The sequence below is a fragment of the Enterococcus sp. NBRC 3427 genome (genome assembly GCF_007996925.1).
GTDB lineage: Bacteria > Bacillota > Bacilli > Lactobacillales > Enterococcaceae > Enterococcus_B > Enterococcus_B lactis.
Map to the genome: position 1 here is coordinate 1 of NZ_BJLL01000062.1, position 15383 is coordinate 15383.

The window sequence follows — 15383 nt, forward strand, 5'->3', positions numbered from 1 at the left end:
AAGGAACTTCGAGATATTCTTTAGGATATTAAAATTAACTAGCACCACGGGTAAATATTATAGATTATTACTTTTGACAGCTGAAGCAGGATGGATGGATTTTCCAGAAGTTGTAAAAGAAGTTCAAGAGATAGGTGCAACTATTTCTGATAGCCGCTCCTCTCCTATGAACTATCAGGATGCCCATGGAATTAAAATAATTGATCAAGAGAGAAATGTCAGAAAATACACAACAATAAATGAGTGTGTAATTAATGAAAATCTTTGTAGGGCACCGATAACGAAACACATTAAGAATAGAAGCAAAGCAAAAGACGGAAGAACTTTTACTACCTTCTAAGTTTTTTTCATATTTGTTTGCTATACTTAGATCTAAGGAATTAGACTTTCGCTGCCCATTATTTAAGTTTGAGGTAGCGTCTTGCGAGGGATCAATAATGGAAGAAGAAAAAATATTTGAAAAACGCTGGGAATTGGCTTCAGTTGAACAAAGAGCAAGGTACCATAATCTAATGTCCTCTTACCGCAATATTGATTGGACTTACAAAGAAAAGAAGTACTTGCTTTGGTTATGTCAGTTAGATGTAAATACCTTTGAAACATTTGAAGTGATTCTAGATAAGATTAAAAACAGCAATGAAAAAAGAGCTGATCTATAGTGGTTCGCTCTTTTTATTTTATTAACTCTTTGGTTACTATATGTAAAATACAGCTTCATATTACAATAAATTTCAGGATACAAATTTATTTAAGCATATATAAATATAATTGAAATGGGACATAAATATATGAGTATGAGAAAGGTGATTACATGTTTAATAAATGGGCAAACCACCCAATGAACTCGAGAGGTAGAGATAATTTGAAGGAGACGGACAAGTTCTGGGAAGAAGTATATAGTAAAAACAAAAATCTTAGGTTTCCTGAAGGAAAACTTTTATATAGAGTTCATACAGGTGGATATAAAAAACCTGTGGTTCTGTTGCAAAGTTTTCCAAAAAATCTATTTTAGTGTAAAATTGAGAAAAAAGACAGAGAGGACAGAGTAATGAATCATTTTAAAGGCAAACAATTCAAAAAAGACGTCATTATTGTCGCTGTTGGTTACTACCTGCGTTACAATCTAAGCTATCGTGAAGTTCAGGAATTGTTATATGATCGTGGAATAAATGTTTGTCATACTACGATTTATCGTTGGGTGCAAGAGTACAGCAAAGTCCTCTATTATCTTTGGAAGAAGAAAAATAGACAATCCTTCTATTCATGGAAAATGGACGAAACCTATATCAAAATTAAGGGACGTTGGCATTATCTTTATCGTGCAATTGATGCGGACGGCTTAACCTTAGATATCTGGTTACGAAAGAAACGGGATACGCAAGCAGCCTATGCTTTCTTAAAACGACTCCATAAACAGTTTGGTGAGCCGAAAGCAATTGTGACCGATAAAGCACCTTCTCTTGGCTCCGCCTTTAGAAAGTTACAGAGTGTGGGTTTATATACTAAGACAGAGCACCGAACTGTGAAGTATCTTAACAATTTAATAGAACAAGACCATCGACCTATTAAACGACGAAATAAATTTTATCAAAGTCTCCGTACAGCCTCTTCCACGATTAAGGGCATGGAGACCATTCGAGGAATATATAAAAAGAACCGAAGAAATGGAACGCTCTTCGGCTTTTCAATGTCTACTGAAATCAAGGTATTAATGGGAATAACAGCCTAAGATATTTGGAGTTCAGAGAGGGTGCGTTTGATTTTCAAACTTCGCAACAGAACCGATGACACTATCGTTCTTCATCAACGTAAGTTAGATTTGTTGAAAGAGCAGAAAAAAGGATTTCTACAAAAAATGTTTGTTTGATATTTTAAATAGAAAAGAGAGATAAAGTGAAGTTTTTAAATTTTTTGAACTATAAATATTTAAACTGGGTATTATATGGTATTACATTATTTTTTATTATTTATTACTTTTTTACCGATGATGATATTTTTTTAATTTTAGCAATACTTTTTCTTGTTTCATCTAATTTTAGTGATAACTTAATTGAAGTTCTTACAGAACCAGAAATTCGGTCTATGACGGATGAAGAACAACAGATTATTAAAGCTATGATTTCGGAAAATAAGAAAGACGTAGTAGTTATCAAAAAGATTAGAGAGTATACAAATTTAGGTGTTTTACAAGCCAAAAAAGTATATGAAAAAAAAAAAAGGGTCTATAATTACAAATTAGATAATACATTAGAAGCTGGAGACAAGATTGTCTAGATAATGTGTGAGATAAAATTTTTGGCAGGTTATCATACATAAGACAAAATGTTTTTAAAACTGATAACGTATTTATTCCACAACAATTACGCATTTATTTCTGAGAAAAATATAAAGCAGGAGGATTACAATGCTGAAAACTTATTCCTTAACAAAAGATACATTATTAGTTTCGTCAGAATCAAATATCAAAAATTCTTCTGTTGTTTATGTTTATGGTGACGAACGAGAATATATCGAATCTTCTGAACATAAATATGACTTTAAAATAGGCAATATACTAACGTTTGATGATCGAGTTGCATATGACACGATGATAGATAAGAACGATGAAAAAAGTTTGCTCGTAAGTTTTTTGTTTCCCGAGGTACATGAAGGTGGGCATCTAGATACCCTGACGACATCTGTTGTTTTCTTGGTATTTAAAAATAAGTTGATAATTTTTACAAAACAAAAATTAAAATTCATTCCCGAACTCTTATCCAATATGGTTTTACGTGATGTCAATCATTTCGTGGAGGAAGTACTTTTAAAGATCATGCAAAAAGATTTCTATATGATGCTTAACGACCTTCGTGGAGTCAAGGAAAAAATTGATGATTTAGACTCAGAAATATCAACGTCCGGTTCACTCAAACCAACGTTTGGTGATTTATTGACTCTTCAAAAATACATGATAGCTTTGTCAACAACTTATAAAGCTAACCATAAAGCGCTTGATTTCATTAAAAAAAATTTCACAACTATTGACGATATTGATTTTAGTACTAAAAAAATAATTGATGATTTATACGATACAAGTGATACAATGGATAGAATCATTTTAAGTTACAGCCAATATTTGGACAAATTGGAAAATATGATAAACAATATGATTTCGTATCAGCTAAACATGATTATGAAAACCCTAACCGAGATATCAATTGTTTTGACTATTCCAGCAATTATTTTTGGCTTTTGGGGAATCAATGTCCATGTCCCGTTTGAAAAGTCTTCTTATGGTGTTTTAGCCGTATTGATTATCTCTGCTATACTAAGTCTAATTTGCTGGCTTTTGATGCGACGCAAAACATATTTGTAAAGTATTTGTGATACCCTAATATGATTTAAAGCAGAATTTCTTTGTTGACTTTTTAAAAGGCTGATTCCTTTCAATAATTTAATAGCTTCAGCGGCTGCTCAGAAGTCAATAAATTGGACTATTTTTATTCAGTTACTTAGGCAACATTTGAGATACGATTGCGATTATAAAAATTGATATACCAACCAATGGCTGCTTGGAAGACTGACATATTAGCCTCGATATCATCGAATAACTAAATACAGAAAAATACAATAAATATTATCAAACTAGGGACTATACTAGAAAACATCAGTACATTCCTTAACTCAGGGTCTATAATTAGAAAATCGCCCCTTTGAAAACTGATTAAAACAGCCCCCATTATCTAGTGACTAGATAATGGGGGCTGTTTTTTTGTTAAGTGATATAATAAACCATAAAAGAAGTTTAGAAATACGGTCCTGGTCATCAATAAATAAACAATTTAATTAATTATTTATTTAATTATTTAATTTCAGAAAGGTATACATGAATCATGGTGCAACAAATTGTCCTACCCATCAAAGACTCCAGCGTCTTAAAGATGGTACAAGATACACTTCTCGATAGTTTCCGTGCTGGTCGCCGAAATTACACCGTTTTTCAAGTTGGTAAGGCCACGCTACTACGTGTGAGTGATGTCATGACATTAAAAAAATCAGATGTCTATAATCCAGACGGCTCTGTCAAAAATGCAACCTTTATTCATGATAAAAAGACCGGTAAAGCAAACACGTTATATTTAAAGCCTGTTCAGCAAGACTTGTTGCAATATCATGATTGGCTGGCCCAAGAAAATATCAATTCTGAGTGGTTATTTCCCTCGACAGCCCATTATGATCTTCATATCACTGAGAAGCAGTTTCATAAGGTGATGGCGCATGTTGGTGATCTCTTAGGAATCAACTTGGAAGACAAAGAGAAAAAATTGCGAGTCAGAAAACCGTTTTGAGATATGAACAGCATTTGCCTTCACGCCTTAGCGATTTTAAATAATAGCCTTGAAAGTGATTATGGAAAAGCCCTCTACGCTCAATGCAAAATTGACGTAGAAACTATTTTTGATCGATTGAAAGGTGTATTTGGTATGTGAAGAACCCATGTCAGAGGCAAGAACGTTGCACCTACTGACATTGGAATGATGCTTATGAGCATGAATCTAACCAAATTATCCCTTGAGGCTAGAAGAAAAGCGGAAGCTTTTCAACACAAAGCAGCCAAAAATAAAAAACGCGACGAAGCAATCACATTTATGATTATTCATCGCGTTTTTTATATTTAGAGCTAGTTATTTGCTAGACCCACTATTTACAGATGAAACGTTTATCACCTTTGGTTTTGGGCATTTAGTGGAATTAGCAGAACCAGGTCATTATGACGAAAAGTGGCAAAATTGGAAACTTGAATCTTTGCCGATTTTTCCTGATCGATACGATTTTGAAGTTGCAAAAGATAAGGGAAAGCAGTTTAAAATTGTTGCAGAACTTCTCAAAAAGGCAAATACAATTATTGTTGCAACAGATAGCGACAGAGAAGGTGAAAATATCGCCTGGTCGATTATCCATAATGCAAATGCCTTTTCAAAAGATAAAACATTTAAAAGACTATGGATCAATAGCTTAGAAAAAGATGTGATCCGAAGCGGTTTTCAAAATTTGCAACCAGGAATGAATTACTATCCCTTTTATCAAGAAGCGCAAACACGCCAAATTGCCGATTGGTTGATCGGCATGAACGCAAGCCCTTTGTATACGTTAAATTTACAACAGAAGGGCGTACAAGGTACATTTTCACTAGGACGTGTTCAAACGCCCACCTTATACCTTATTTTTCAGCGCCAGGAAGCCATAGAGAATTTTAAAAAAGAACCTTTTTTCGAGGTGGAAGCTAAGTAAAACAAGGGTCATTTAAGGGCGTTCTAAGCCCCACACAGCGTTTTAAAACCCAAGAGGAGCTTTTTTAGCTTTTGTTTCTTCTAAACAAGCTAAAATAGGCAATCAAGAGGGGATAATTGCTGATGTTCAAACCAAAGAGAAGAAAACGAATAGTCCGAGTTCGTTTTCTTTAAGTAGTTTGCAATCAAAAGTCAATCAGCTTTATAAAGCGACAGCGAGCCAAACTTTAAAAGCTATGCAAGGACTGTATGAAGCAAAATTATTGAGTTATCCAAGAACAGATACACCATTTATTACAGAGAACGAATTTGCTTATTTAAAAGCGAATTTTGGCAAATATAGCGGTTTTTTAGGACTTGATCTTGAAATGTTGTTATCATTGATAATGATACGTTCAAACAACAGCACCCAAATTTTGACGAATTAGTGAAACTCTATGAAAAAGACGTAGTAAAACATGCAACATCCTATTCTAATCAGCTGGTAAAGCTTAATTAGGTTATATAAGCTTGAAAATAAAGGGTTTGTCCAATATGGACAAGCCTTTTTCTTATGTTTTGCCACAGATTTGCCACACTTATTGTGTAAGAGTATCAAGGATAGGTATAATTTGATACTTTGTTTTTTTAGTGATGTGCAAATAAATTTCTGTTACACGACTACCTCTAGAATGCCCTACACGGTCTTGAATTGCTTCTAGGGGTATTCCTTACTCTGCTAAGAAACTAATATGCGTATGACGGAATATATGGGTCGTAATATGTTTATTAAAACTAAGTTTATTATCAATATCAATTCCTGCTCGTTTTGGATTACCTTTTCGATTTAATTTTCCATTTTCAGGTGAGTTGAGGAAATTGTTAAGGACACTATAATGAAGAGGTGTTCCATTATAGTCGGGTTTATGACGACTTTTGGAAGTAAAAATCCATCCATTATCTTTATAATCAGGATTGAATCTCATATGTTGGTGATTTAACTCAATTTCCTCTTTAAGAATTTCTATAGCCCTTTTAGATAATTGGACATTTCGGTAACTTTGTAAGTTTTTTACATTACCTTCATAGCTATTTTCTGCAGCTCCTCCGTGAGTGGACTGACTAATGATGATATTTTGCTTTTCAAAATATTGATAGGCACCAATATTTTGGAGTTTCGACTCTGTAAGTCAACAGGGCCATTAGTTAGAATACCTATTGGGATGCGGTTTTTATGTAGAGCCAGCAGTAGTTGATGTATCTCAGGAATCATCGTAATCTGATCGAGTTCATATTCATAGTCAGCTTGGAAGTCTAGAGCTTCTGTCCTAGAAATACTATCGATGCCAAATTCTTCCATAGTCTTCTGACAGCGAAAAATTCTAAGCTGCTCAATACTGATGAGTTTTTTCGTGTATTTAGGAAAAGCAACATCAGACCAATATCTGAAACGTTTGTAAATGTTATCTATTTGTTGGATATCAATCGTTGGAAAACATTTCTCAACGCTACGTTTAAAGGGGAGTTGATGGTCATAAAGAGTGTCATCAAGGTCAAAAACAATATTTTTATAAGTCATAATTCTAGTCCGCTTTTAAAATAGTAGTGTACTGGCTAAATTCCTCTAAGTGTTGAGGGCTAATCTGGTTATCTGTAATGATGGTATCGAGTTGATCTAGATTATAGAAGTTAAAGAAATCGTATCGATCGAATTTAGTACTGTCTACTAATAAGAATTTTTCTACAGCATTGTTTAGGGCAAGTTGTTGAATCACACCTTCCTTGTCACTATATGTAGCAATAGAATTATGGGTAACAGCATTTGCACTAACAAAAGCTTTGGCAAATCTAATTGCTTTTAAATTTGTCGAAGCCATTGAACCTACAAAAGCTCCAGTTATTTCTCTATATTCACCGCCAAGAAGCAATAAATCAATGGTTTCGCTATCATTTAGAATCAAGAACACAGGGAGACTATTTGTAATGACACGAATTTTATAACCTTTACGACCTTTCAATTCTAATGCCAGTTGTTCAAGTGTAGTTCCAGGTCCAATAAAAATAGTATCGCCATCTTTGATTAAAGAGCAGGCTTTTTTAGCAATGTCAATTTTTTCTTTTGTATTTAGACTTTTCTTCTCGATATGTGTCTTTTCAAGTGGCTTTTTAGAGGAAAGCAATTGTGCACCACCATGAGTACGTGTTAAAAGTCCATCAGCTTCTAGAGCATCAAGGTCTCTACGGGCTGTCATATCGGAAATATCTAGTTCATCTATTATTTCTTTTATGGTTATGGTCCCATCAATCTTTAACATATCTAAAATTTTTTCTAATCGTCGTTTTTTGTTCATATGAAGACCCTTCTTTCATAAAGTAATTTTTTTCCAAAGATAATTCTCTTTTAATTGTATCATAAAAGACAATATTTTCAAGGTAAAACAAACAATTTCAAACAAAAACAAATGTTAGATGATGAAATAAGAACAGAGGATTGACGTATATTAGCTTAGGTCAGATTTTGTATAAGACGAAAATAAAGTAGGACCTCTTAATCAGTAAGTTATAGAAAGTAAAAGACTTTTGTAATACTTGAATAGATATTTCACGTCCATTTTGTGATGGATTAAATGAACAAAAATGAACAATAATTTAACGGTGTTATCTATTTTTTAAAAAAACAAATAAAAAAAACAAAAAATAAACAAAAAAAGTGTTGCTTTTTGTTTGAATGCTTGATATTATATAAACAAAGAAATGATGAAAACGTTTTTTCGAACATTTTGCAAAATGTTTTCTACTTCTACGTAGCATTTCTTTCTAAAATTTAGGAGGTGGTCAAAATGGCTATTGTTGTTGGTGCAGATCTCAAAGGTACGAGATTGAAAGATGTTGTGAAAAATTTTCTTGTAGAAGAAGGTTTTGAGGTAATTGATGTGACTAAGGACGGACAAGATTTTGTTGATGTTACCTTGGCAGTTGCCTCTGAAGTAAATAAAGATGAGCAAAACTTAGGTATTGTAATTGATGCTTATGGAGCTGGTCCATTCATGGTAGCAACTAAAATTAAAGGTATGGTTGCAGCAGAAGTTTCAGATGAACGCTCAGCTTATATGACACGTGGACATAACAATTCACGAATGATTACGGTTGGCGCTGAAATCGTCGGTGATGAGCTTGCTAAAAACATCGCTAAAGGTTTCGTCAATGGTAAATATGATGGCGGACGTCATCAAATCCGAGTAGATATGCTTAACAAAATGTGTTAAGAAAAGGAGTTAAGGAATGAGAATCGCAATTGGATGTGACCACATTGTCACAGATGAAAAAATGGCAGTATCAGAATTCTTGAAATCAAAAGGACATGAGGTCCTTGATTTCGGGACATATGACCACGCACGTACTCACTACCCTATCTATGGTAAAAAAGTCGGTGAAGCAGTAGTAAGTGGTCAAGCAGACTTGGGAGTATGTATCTGTGGTACAGGTGTCGGCATTAACAATGCAGTCAATAAAGTTCCAGGTGTTCGCTCAGCGTTGGTTCGTGATATGACATCAGCTATATATGCAAAAGAAGAGTTAAATGCGAATGTTATCGGTTTCGGTGGAAAGATTACTGGTGGTCTTCTTATGAATGACATCATTGAAGCTTTCATTGAAGCTGAGTACAAACCAACAGAAGAAAATAAAAAATTGATTGCAAAAATCGAACACGTTGAAACACATAATGCACATCAAGCAGATGAAGATTTCTTTACAGAATTCCTTGAAAGATGGGACCGTGGTGACTACCACGATTAAGGTATAACAAATGATTCTGACAGTCACACTAAATCCTTCAGTAGACATCTCTTATCCTCTAGAAACATTGAAAATTGATACAGTGAATAGGGTGAAAGATGTTAGTAAGACAGCTGGTGGAAAAGGCTTAAATGTTACTAGAGTCTTGTATGAATCTGGTGATAAAGTTACTGCTACAGGTTTCTTAGGTGGTAAAATTGGTGAATTTATTGAAAGCGAATTAGAACAATCTCCTGTTAGTCCAGCTTTTTATAAAATCTCAGGAAACACTAGAAACTGTATTGCTATCTTACACGAGGGTAACCAAACAGAAATTTTGGAACAAGGACCAACAATTTCTCATGAAGAAGCAGAAGGCTTTCTTGACCACTATAGCAATCTTATTAAACAATCAGAAGTTGTGACAATTTCAGGAAGTTTACCTTCAGGACTTCCCAACGATTATTATGAAAAACTTATCCAACTTGCTTCGGATGAAGGAGTAGCAGTCGTTTTGGATTGTTCAGGTGCACCTCTTGAAACAGTTCTAAAATCGTCGGCTAAACCTACTGCCATCAAACCTAATAATGAGGAACTTTCACAGTTGCTTGGAAAAGAAGTAACAAAAGATATTGAAGAACTCAAAGACGTTCTTAAAGAGTCACTTTTTAGTGGTATCGAATGGATAGTGGTCTCATTAGGTCGAAACGGTGCCTTTGCAAAACATGGTGATGTTTTCTATAAGGTAGATATTCCTGATATCCCAGTTGTTAATCCAGTCGGATCAGGGGACTCAACGGTAGCTGGTATTGCATCAGCTTTAAATAGTAAAAAAAGTGACGCTGACTTATTAAAACATGCGATGACATTGGGTATGTTAAATGCTCAAGAAACAATGACAGGGCATGTGAATATGACTAATTACGAAACACTAAACTCACAAATTGGAGTAAAAGAGGTATAAAAATGGTACTTACAGAACAGAAACGCAAATCTTTGGAAAAAATTTCAGATAAAAACGGTGTTATCTCAGCTTTGGCATTTGACCAACGTGGTGCTTTGAAACGTTTGATGGCACAGTATCAAGATACAGAACCAACTGTAGCTCAAATGGAAGAACTAAAGGTTTTGGTTGCTGATGAACTTACAAAATACGCTTCTTCAATGTTGCTTGACCCTGAATATGGACTTCCAGCAACAAAAGCATTGGATAAAGAAGCAGGTCTTCTTCTTGCCTATGAAAAAACAGGTTATGATACATCAAGTACAAAACGTTTGCCTGACTGCTTGGATGTTTGGTCTGCAAAACGTATCAAAGAGCAAGGCGCTGATGCCGTTAAGTTCTTGCTTTACTATGATGTAGACAGCTCAGATGAACTTAACCAACAAAAACAAGCTTATATTGAACGTGTTGGTTCTGAATGTGTCGCTGAAGATATTCCTTTCTTCTTGGAAATCCTTGCTTATGATGAAGAAATCTCAGATGCAGGTTCTGTTGAATATGCAAAAGTGAAACCTCGCAAAGTCATTGAAGCGATGAAAGTTTTCTCTGATCCACGCTTTAACATTGATGTTCTTAAAGTAGAAGTACCAGTTAACGTTAAATATGTCGAAGGTTTTGCTGATGGTGAAGTAGTTTACAGTAAAGCTGAAGCTGCTGACTTCTTTAAAGCACAAGAAGAAGCGACTAACCTTCCATACATCTACCTAAGTGCAGGTGTATCTGCTAAATTGTTCCAAGAAACATTGCAATTTGCTCACGACTCAGGTGCCAAGTTTAATGGTGTGCTTTGTGGACGTGCTACTTGGGCAGGATCTGTAGAACCTTACATCAAAGAAGGTGAAAAAGCAGCACGTGAATGGTTGCGTACTACTGGATTCGAAAATATTGATGAACTTAACAAAGTTCTTGTTAAAACAGCTAGTCCATGGACTGATAAAGTATAGTAAAAACATAAAACGGAGGATATTGTTATGAACAGAGAAGAGATGACTCTCTTAGGGTTTGAAATTGTTGCTTATGCTGGAGATGCTCGCTCTAAACTTTTAGAAGCGCTTAAAGCGGCTGAAAATGGTGATTTCGCTAAGGCAGATAGTCTTGTAGTAGAAGCAGGAAGCTGTATTGCAGAGGCTCACAATTCTCAGACAGCTATGTTGGCTCGAGAAGCTTCTGGGGAGGAACTTCCATACAGCGTTACCATGATGCATGGTCAGGACCACTTAATGACTACTGTCTTATTAAAAGATGTGATTCATCACCTCATCGAACTTTATAAAAGAGGAGCAAAATAATGCATAAACTCATTGAACTTATTGAGAAAGGGAAACCGTTCTTTGAGAAAATCTCTCGAAACATCTATCTTCGTGCTATTCGTGATGGATTTATCGCTGGTATGCCAGTCATCCTTTTCTCATCTATCTTTATCCTTATTGCCTATGTCCCAAATGCTTGGGGATTCCACTGGTCAAAAGACATTGAGACCTTCTTGATGACTCCTTATAGCTATTCGATGGGTATCCTAGCATTCTTTGTTGGTGGTACTACCGCTAAAGCTTTGACGGACTCAATGAACCGTGACCTACCTGCGACCAATCAGATTAACTTCTTATCTACGATGCTAGCGTCTATGGTAGGGTTCCTTTTGATGGCAGCTGAGCCTGCAAAAGAAGGAGGCTTCTTGACAGCCTTCACGGGAACAAAAGGTCTTTTGACAGCATTTATTGCAGCCTTTGTGACAGTTAATGTTTACAAGGTCTGTGTGAAAAATAATGTTACTATTCGTATGCCTGAAGAGGTTCCACCAAATATCTCTCAAGTATTTAAAGACTTGATTCCATTCACTGTAGCGGTTGTTCTCCTTTATGGATTTGAACTCATTGTTAAGGGAACTCTTGGTGTAACCGTTGCAGAATCAATCGGTACCCTTCTTGCTCCTCTCTTCTCAGCTGCAGATGGTTACCTTGGAATTACACTTATCTTTGGTGCTTATGCCTTCTTCTGGTTTGTTGGTATCCACGGTCCTTCAATTGTCGAACCAGCAATCGCTGCTATCACTTATGCCAATATCGATGCCAACTTGCATCTTATCCAAGCTGGACAACATGCAGATAAAGTTATCACTTCTGGTACTCAAATGTTTATTGTTACCATGGGTGGAACAGGAGCTACATTGATTGTTCCATTCTTGTTCATGTGGATTTGTAAATCAGAACGTAACCGTGCCATCGGACGTGCCTCAGTTGTTCCAACATTCTTTGGGGTTAATGAGCCAATCTTATTTGGTGCACCAATCGTATTGAATCCGATTTTCTTTGTACCGTTCATTTTCGCTCCGATTGTCAACGTTTGGATCTTTAAATTCTTTGTTGACACATTGAACATGAACTCATTCTCTGCCAACCTTCCATGGGTTACTCCTGGTCCGTTGGGAATTGTACTCGGTACTAACTTCCAAGTTCTATCATTTATCTTAGCCGGACTCTTGGTAGTTGTTGATACTATCATTTATTACCCATTTGTTAAGGTATACGATGAACAAATTCTTGAAGAAGAACGTTCTGGTAAAACAAACGATGCTCTTAAAGAAAAAGTAGCTGCAAACTTCAATACTGCTAAAGCAGATGCCGTTCTTGGAAAAGCAGGCGTTGCTAAAGAAGATGTAGCAGCAAACAATAATATCACAAAAGAAACTAATGTCCTTGTTCTTTGTGCAGGTGGAGGTACAAGTGGCTTGCTTGCCAATGCCTTGAACAAAGCAGCAGCAGAATACAATGTTCCAGTCAAAGCGGCAGCGGGTAGTTACGGTGCTCACCGTGAAATGTTGCCAGAGTTTGACTTGGTTATCTTGGCTCCACAGGTCGCTTCAAACTTCGATGATATGAAGGCTGAAACGGATAAATTGGGCATTAAACTTGCAAAAACTGAAGGAGCTCAATATATCAAATTGACACGTGATGGACAAGGTGCTCTTGCATTTGTTCAACAACAGTTTGATTAATAAATTTGTAAAAGTTATTTGAGACGAGATTATTCTTTCAATTCCTTATAATATTGTTAACCATATCATTGCATTTCATTTCCTTGGTTTCCGGAACTCAGAATATCGTCTCAAATGCTTTTTTTGAAAGGATTTATAGTTATGACTAAAACACTTCCTAAAGATTTTATTTTTGGTGGTGCTACAGCTGCTTATCAAGCAGAAGGTGCGACTCACACGGATGGTAAAGGCCCAGTTGCATGGGATAAGTATCTTGAAGACAATTATTGGTACACAGCAGAGCCTGCAAGTGATTTTTACCATAAATATCCTGTTGATTTAGAATTAGCTGAAAAATATGGCGTTAATGGTATTCGTATTTCAATTGCCTGGTCTCGTATTTTCCCAACTGGCTATGGCGAAGTAAATGAAAAAGGTGTTGAATTCTACCATAATCTTTTTGCCGAGTGCCACAAACGTCATGTTGAGCCATTCGTGACTTTGCACCACTTTGACACACCAGAAGTTCTTCACTCAGATGGAGATTTCTTAAACCGCGAAAATATAGAACACTTTGTAGATTATGCCGCTTTCTGTTTTGAAGAGTTCCCAGAAGTAAACTACTGGACAACTTTCAATGAAATTGGCCCAATTGGAGATGGTCAATACTTGGTTGGTAAATTCCCTCCAGGCATTCAATATGATCTTGCCAAAGTCTTCCAATCACACCACAATATGATGGTTTCTCATGCACGTGCTGTGAAATTGTATAAAGATAAAGGTTATAAAGGCGAAATTGGTGTAGTACATGCGTTGCCAACCAAATACCCTTATGATCCAGAAAATCCAGCAGATGTTCGTGCCGCTGAGTTAGAAGATATCATCCATAACAAATTTATCTTGGATGCAACCTACCTTGGACACTATTCAGATAAAACGATGGAAGGGGTCAACCACATCCTAGCTGAAAATGGTGGAGAACTTGATCTTCGTGATGAAGACTTCCAAGCACTTGAAGCAGCTAAAGATTTGAACGATTTCCTTGGTATCAACTACTACATGAGTGATTGGATGCAAGCCTTTGATGGTGAGACTGAAATCATTCACAATGGTAAGGGTGAAAAAGGAAGTTCTAAGTACCAGATTAAAGGTGTTGGTCGCCGAATCGCACCAGATTATGTGCCTAGAACGGATTGGGACTGGATTATTTATCCTGAAGGCTTGTATGACCAAATCATGCGAGTGAAAAATGATTATCCAAACTACAAGAAGATTTACATCACTGAAAACGGTCTTGGATACAAAGATGAGTTTGTAGATAATACCGTTTATGATGATGGTCGTATTGATTACGTGAAGAAACACTTGGAAGTTTTATCAGACGCAATTGCGGATGGTGCAAATGTTAAAGGTTACTTCATCTGGTCACTTATGGATGTCTTCTCATGGTCAAACGGATACGAAAAACGTTATGGACTATTCTATGTAGACTTTGACACGCAAGAACGCTATCCTAAGAAATCAGCTCATTGGTATAAGAAAGTAGCAGAAACTCAAGTGATAGAGTAATATTACTTGAAAATGTAAAAAATTGTTATCCGATACTTTAGAAAAAGTACAACACTTATTTAGACCAGGCTTTGAAAAGGTATATATTGTTAGTTTCGAAGATTGTCCTATGATTCCTGAGCTTGAAGCTACCCCGTTGCTAAAATGTGGTAAATGGTATGTTTCAACTGGAAAAGAGTGGATTTGCCATTCTGATTTAGAGTTATCAGCATTTGAATGGGAATTTTTACAATCACTCGATGTAGAAATACGTGAGACTATTCACTTCGAGGTAAATTATTTGCCTTTCCAATAATAAAAAGAAAGGAATTAGTTGTGACTATCGAATTAAAAAACGAGTATCTTACTGTTCAGTTTAAAACACTTGGTGGTCAACTGACTTCGATTAAAGACAAGGATGGGATAGAGTATCTCTGGCAAGCTGATCCAAATTATTGGAATGGACAGGCGCCTATTCTATTTCCTATCTGTGGTAGTTTACGAAATGATTGGGCTATTTATAGACCTCAAGAAAGACCCTTTTTTACAGGTCTTATTCGTAGACATGGTTTTGTTCGAAAAGAAGAATTTATTCTGGAAGAAGTCAATGATAATAGCGTGACCTTTAGTATTAAACCAAATGCTGAGATGCTTGATAATTACCTATATCAGTTTGAACTGAGAGTTGTTTATACCTTGAATGGTAAATCAATTAGAACCGAATTTCAGGTAACGAACTTGGAAATGGAAAAAACAATGCCTTACTTTATTGGAGCCCATCCAGCATTCAATAGTCCTTTAGTAGAAGGTGAAAACTATGAGGATTATTATT

Annotated in this window: 16 protein-coding genes and 4 pseudogenes; 18 read left to right on the forward strand and 2 right to left on the reverse strand. The window is 35.7% G+C overall.

Translation table 11 applies throughout. The features are described from left to right. Nucleotides 1-73: 73 nt before the first annotated feature. The 9 genes and pseudogenes from ESP02_RS11180 to ESP02_RS13395 all read left to right on the forward strand — a co-directional run. Nucleotides 74-340, forward strand: a complete 267-nt coding sequence (locus ESP02_RS11180; protein WP_002311005.1) for a hypothetical protein — start codon at nt 74-76, stop codon at nt 338-340. 97 nt (nt 341-437) lie between these two features. Continuing rightward, on the forward strand, nt 438-659 hold the full coding sequence (locus tag ESP02_RS11185) for a hypothetical protein (RefSeq protein WP_002311006.1): 222 nt from the start codon (nt 438-440) through the stop codon (nt 657-659). 389 nt (nt 660-1048) lie between these two features. Next, entirely contained in the window at nt 1049-1729 is a 681-nt protein-coding gene (locus ESP02_RS11195) for an IS6-like element ISS1N family transposase (protein WP_086286615.1), read from the forward strand. Between the two features lie 51 nt (nt 1730-1780). Next, nucleotides 1781-1867, forward strand: a pseudogene (locus tag ESP02_RS13600) (type I restriction endonuclease); the annotation flags it as partial. A 26-nt stretch (nt 1868-1893) separates the two neighbouring features. Further along, the gene (locus ESP02_RS11205) at nt 1894-2274 is read left to right on the forward strand and encodes a hypothetical protein (RefSeq protein WP_002303242.1); all 381 of its coding nucleotides are present in this window, start codon (nt 1894-1896) and stop codon (nt 2272-2274) included. Between the two features lie 130 nt (nt 2275-2404). Beyond that, nucleotides 2405-3355 (forward strand): magnesium transporter CorA family protein, encoded by a 951-nt coding sequence (locus ESP02_RS11210; protein WP_002303241.1) that lies wholly within the window; start codon nt 2405-2407, stop codon nt 3353-3355. Nucleotides 3356-3872: 517 nt separating this feature from the next. Continuing rightward, nucleotides 3873-4328 (forward strand): tyrosine-type recombinase/integrase, encoded by a 456-nt coding sequence (locus ESP02_RS11220; protein WP_002303240.1) that lies wholly within the window; start codon nt 3873-3875, stop codon nt 4326-4328. 310 nt (nt 4329-4638) lie between these two features. Beyond that, nucleotides 4639-5644: pseudogene (locus ESP02_RS13520) on the forward strand (DNA topoisomerase); the annotation flags it as partial. Next, nucleotides 5638-5760, forward strand: a pseudogene (locus tag ESP02_RS13395) (zeta toxin family protein); the annotation flags it as partial. The pseudogenes ESP02_RS13520 and ESP02_RS13395, both read left to right, overlap by 7 nt. Before the next feature lie 561 nt (nt 5761-6321). Here the strand turns inward: ESP02_RS13395 and ESP02_RS13525 are convergent. Both ESP02_RS13525 and ESP02_RS11245 read right to left on the reverse strand, forming a co-directional pair. After that, nucleotides 6322-6828, reverse strand: coding sequence for an HAD family hydrolase (locus ESP02_RS13525; protein ID WP_002305103.1), 507 nt, complete (start codon nt 6826-6828; stop codon nt 6322-6324). 4 nt (nt 6829-6832) lie between these two features. Further along, nucleotides 6833-7600: a DeoR/GlpR family DNA-binding transcription regulator gene (locus ESP02_RS11245; protein ID WP_002290556.1), complete on the reverse strand. Its 768-nt coding sequence runs from the start codon at nt 7598-7600 to the stop codon at nt 6833-6835. Between the two features lie 489 nt (nt 7601-8089). On the opposite strand from ESP02_RS11245, the gene lacA reads away from it, so the two are divergent. From lacA to ESP02_RS11290, 9 genes and pseudogenes are all read left to right on the forward strand, one after another. After that, a complete protein-coding gene (lacA, locus tag ESP02_RS11250; protein ID WP_002290555.1) occupies nt 8090-8515 on the forward strand; it encodes a galactose-6-phosphate isomerase subunit LacA in 426 nt (141 codons plus the stop codon). A 16-nt stretch (nt 8516-8531) separates the two neighbouring features. Then, nucleotides 8532-9047 carry a galactose-6-phosphate isomerase subunit LacB gene (gene lacB, locus ESP02_RS11255; protein WP_002290554.1) on the forward strand — a complete coding sequence of 172 codons (516 nt, stop codon included), beginning with the start codon at nt 8532-8534 and terminating at the stop codon, nt 9045-9047. A gap of 10 nt (nt 9048-9057) precedes the next feature. Further along, complete coding sequence (gene lacC, locus ESP02_RS11260; RefSeq protein WP_002290553.1) at nt 9058-9990, forward strand: tagatose-6-phosphate kinase; 933 nt, start codon at nt 9058-9060, stop codon at nt 9988-9990. Between the two features lie 2 nt (nt 9991-9992). After that, nucleotides 9993-10973, forward strand: coding sequence for a tagatose-bisphosphate aldolase (gene lacD / locus ESP02_RS11265; RefSeq protein ID WP_002290551.1), 981 nt, complete (start codon nt 9993-9995; stop codon nt 10971-10973). A gap of 27 nt (nt 10974-11000) precedes the next feature. Further along, nucleotides 11001-11318, forward strand: coding sequence for a PTS lactose/cellobiose transporter subunit IIA (locus tag ESP02_RS11270; protein ID WP_002290550.1), 318 nt, complete (start codon nt 11001-11003; stop codon nt 11316-11318). Beyond that, complete coding sequence (locus tag ESP02_RS11275; protein WP_002290549.1) at nt 11318-13024, forward strand: lactose-specific PTS transporter subunit EIIC; 1707 nt, start codon at nt 11318-11320, stop codon at nt 13022-13024. Before ESP02_RS11270 ends, ESP02_RS11275 begins: the two co-directional genes overlap by 1 nt. A 141-nt stretch (nt 13025-13165) precedes the next feature. Next, complete coding sequence (gene lacG / locus ESP02_RS11280; RefSeq protein ID WP_002290548.1) at nt 13166-14572, forward strand: 6-phospho-beta-galactosidase; 1407 nt, start codon at nt 13166-13168, stop codon at nt 14570-14572. A 22-nt stretch (nt 14573-14594) separates the two neighbouring features. Beyond that, nucleotides 14595-14867 (forward strand): DUF3884 family protein, encoded by a 273-nt coding sequence (locus tag ESP02_RS11285; protein WP_002305107.1) that lies wholly within the window; start codon nt 14595-14597, stop codon nt 14865-14867. A 20-nt stretch (nt 14868-14887) separates the two neighbouring features. After that, nucleotides 14888-15383 (forward strand): annotated as a pseudogene (locus tag ESP02_RS11290) (aldose 1-epimerase family protein); the annotation flags it as partial.

What these genes read in the sequence shown, in the direction of transcription:
- ESP02_RS11185 (WP_002311006.1), top strand. Translation starts at nt 438, where the DNA reads ATGGAAGAAGAAAAAATATTTGAAAAACGCTGGGAATTGGCTTCAGTT.
- ESP02_RS11195 (WP_086286615.1), top strand. Translation starts at nt 1,049, where the DNA reads ATGAATCATTTTAAAGGCAAACAATTCAAAAAAGACGTCATTATTGTC.
- ESP02_RS11210 (WP_002303241.1), top strand. Translation starts at nt 2,405, where the DNA reads ATGCTGAAAACTTATTCCTTAACAAAAGATACATTATTAGTTTCGTCA.
- ESP02_RS11220 (WP_002303240.1), top strand. Translation starts at nt 3,873, where the DNA reads ATGGTGCAACAAATTGTCCTACCCATCAAAGACTCCAGCGTCTTAAAG.
- ESP02_RS13525 (WP_002305103.1), bottom strand. Translation starts at nt 6,828, where the DNA reads ATGACTTATAAAAATATTGTTTTTGACCTTGATGACACTCTTTATGAC.
- ESP02_RS11245 (WP_002290556.1), bottom strand. Translation starts at nt 7,600, where the DNA reads ATGAACAAAAAACGACGATTAGAAAAAATTTTAGATATGTTAAAGATT.
- lacA (WP_002290555.1), top strand. Translation starts at nt 8,090, where the DNA reads ATGGCTATTGTTGTTGGTGCAGATCTCAAAGGTACGAGATTGAAAGAT.
- lacB (WP_002290554.1), top strand. Translation starts at nt 8,532, where the DNA reads ATGAGAATCGCAATTGGATGTGACCACATTGTCACAGATGAAAAAATG.
- lacC (WP_002290553.1), top strand. Translation starts at nt 9,058, where the DNA reads ATGATTCTGACAGTCACACTAAATCCTTCAGTAGACATCTCTTATCCT.
- lacD (WP_002290551.1), top strand. Translation starts at nt 9,993, where the DNA reads ATGGTACTTACAGAACAGAAACGCAAATCTTTGGAAAAAATTTCAGAT.
- ESP02_RS11270 (WP_002290550.1), top strand. Translation starts at nt 11,001, where the DNA reads ATGAACAGAGAAGAGATGACTCTCTTAGGGTTTGAAATTGTTGCTTAT.
- ESP02_RS11275 (WP_002290549.1), top strand. Translation starts at nt 11,318, where the DNA reads ATGCATAAACTCATTGAACTTATTGAGAAAGGGAAACCGTTCTTTGAG.
- lacG (WP_002290548.1), top strand. Translation starts at nt 13,166, where the DNA reads ATGACTAAAACACTTCCTAAAGATTTTATTTTTGGTGGTGCTACAGCT.